At 62.4% G+C, this 2,112-nt stretch carries 3 protein-coding genes; all 3 read left to right on the forward strand.

What is annotated here, in order from left to right; translation table 11 throughout:
• Nucleotides 1–2 precede the first annotated feature (2 nt).
• Nucleotides 3–884 (forward strand): tRNA 2-thiocytidine(32) synthetase TtcA, encoded by an 882-nt coding sequence (gene ttcA, locus EOA36_RS34170; RefSeq protein ID WP_127281099.1) that lies wholly within the window; start codon nucleotides 3–5, stop codon nucleotides 882–884.
• On the forward strand, nucleotides 874–1,701 hold the full coding sequence (locus EOA36_RS34175) for an inositol monophosphatase family protein (protein WP_127281100.1): 828 nt from the start codon (nucleotides 874–876) through the stop codon (nucleotides 1,699–1,701). The genes ttcA and EOA36_RS34175 overlap by 11 nt, the downstream gene beginning before the upstream one ends.
• Before the next feature lie 69 nt (nucleotides 1,702–1,770).
• Nucleotides 1,771–2,112: cell envelope integrity protein TolA (locus EOA36_RS34180; RefSeq protein WP_127281101.1), on the forward strand; the 342-nt coding region annotated here is incomplete at its 3' end.

A 2,112-nucleotide genomic window follows, 5' to 3' on the forward strand; every position in this document is an offset into this window, starting at 1 on the left:
ACATGCAGCCAGACATCGAAACGCTTGAACCAGCCGCCGAAGGCGGCTCCCATCCGCTGTTTGCCGAGGTGCCGTCGTCGGTCGAGTTCAACAAATTGCGCAAGCGGCTGCTGCGGCAGACCCGCCAGGCGATCGAGGACTTTTCGATGGTGAAGCCCGGCGAGCGCTGGCTGGTGGCGCTGTCGGGCGGCAAGGATTCTTACGGTCTGCTCGCCTTGCTGCTCGACATGAAATGGCGCGGGCTGCTGCCGGTCGAATTGCTGGCCTGCAATCTCGATCAGGGCCAGCCGAATTTTCCAAAGAATATCCTGCCCGATTATCTCGACGCCAACGGCATCGCGCATCGGATAGAATACCGGGACACCTATTCGGTCGTCACCGACAAGCTCCCCGAAGGCAGCACCTATTGCTCGCTCTGCTCGCGGCTGCGGCGCGGCCATCTCTACAGGATCGCCCGCGAGGAGGGCTGTTCGGCGCTGGTGCTCGGCCATCATCGCGAGGACATCCTCGAAACCTTCTTCATGAACCTGTTCCACGGTGGTCGGCTTGCCGCCATGCCGCCAAAACTGCTCAACGACGACGGCGACGTCATGGTGTTGCGGCCGCTGAGCTACTGCGCCGAGGTCGATCTGGAAAAATTCGCCGCCGCGATGCGATTCCCGATCATCCCTTGCGATCTCTGCGGCAGCCAGGAAGGGCTGCAGCGCAACGCCATGAAGGCGATGCTCGAGGACATCGAAAAGCGCATGCCTGGTCGCAAGGACACGATGATCCGCGCCCTGTCCAACACCAGGCCGTCGCATTTGCTCGACCGAAAGCTGTTCGATTTCGCCGCCCTCAATGAAACCCTCGCGATCAGGCAAGACATTTCCGATGACATTTGACGATACCGCCATCGACTGGCTGGCCGGGATTCTGGCCGAGGCAGCCCACGCTGAAATCATGCCGCGCTTTCGCCGATTGGGCGATGGCGATATCAGGCAGAAGACTTCCGCCGCCGATCTGGTGACGGAAGCCGATGTCAACGCCGAGCGGCTGATCACCGCCAGGCTGCGCGAGCGCTATCCGTCGGCCATGGTCGTGGGCGAGGAGGCCTGCTCCGACAATCCGGCGCTGCTCGATGGCTTGGGCGATGCCGAATTGGCATTCACCGTCGATCCGGTGGACGGCACCTTCAATTTCGCATCCGGCGTGCCGCTGTTCGGCGTCATGCTGGCGGTCGTGGTCAGGGGCGAGACGGTCGCGGGCATCATCCATGATCCGGTCGGCAAGGATTGGCTCATCGCCGCCAAAGGCGCCGGCAGCCATATCAGGCATGCCCATGGCAGCCTGGAGAAAGTGCATGTAGCGGCGCCCGTGCCGATCTCGCAAATGACGGGCGCGGTATCCTGGCAATATCTCGACGAGCCGGAGCGCTCACGCCTCGCTCGTAACCAGACCAAGGCACTGTCGCAATTCGGCTATCGCTGCGCCGCCCACGAATATCGCTTGCTGGCCAGCGGACATGCGCATTTTGTCGTCTACAACAAGCTGATGCCCTGGGATCATCTGCCCGGCGTGCTGATCCACCAGGAAGCCGGCGGCCATGCCGCGCGCATCGACGGCAGCGCCTATCTGCCGTCCCATGTCGACGGCGGTCTGCTTGTCGCACCGGACCAGGACAGCTGGCAGGACCTGCGCCACGAATTGTGGGCGGAATAGGATCAATTCCTGTGGCTTGAACTGTTGGGTTGTGCGGGTTGAATCGGTGCGTTTGGCGGAGGCTCCCGAATGAAACGTCGGTTCGCGGTTTTTGCGGCACTTGCCTTGTTTGCGAATTGCAACGGGGCACTCTCGCAAGAGCATCCCTGCCGTAGCACCGATCCCATCGACACCATCAAGGAGATGTCGGACGCCATCTATGCATGCTGGCGGCCGCCGCCAGGAACCGCGGGCATGTCCTTGACGCTGCGGTTCTCGCTCCGCCGCAACGGCACCCTGATCGGCAAGCCTCGTGCCACCTATTCCGACCTGGGAACCGATTCCCAGCTCGGCCGGGCCTTCGTGGCATCCATCCTCAAGGCGCTCGACGACGATTTGCCGTTGCCCTTTTCAGATGGCATGGGAGGAGCG

Origin of the sequence: Mesorhizobium sp. M8A.F.Ca.ET.021.01.1.1, from assembly GCF_003998025.1 — a bacterium.
Classification (GTDB): Bacteria; Pseudomonadota; Alphaproteobacteria; order Rhizobiales; family Rhizobiaceae; genus Mesorhizobium.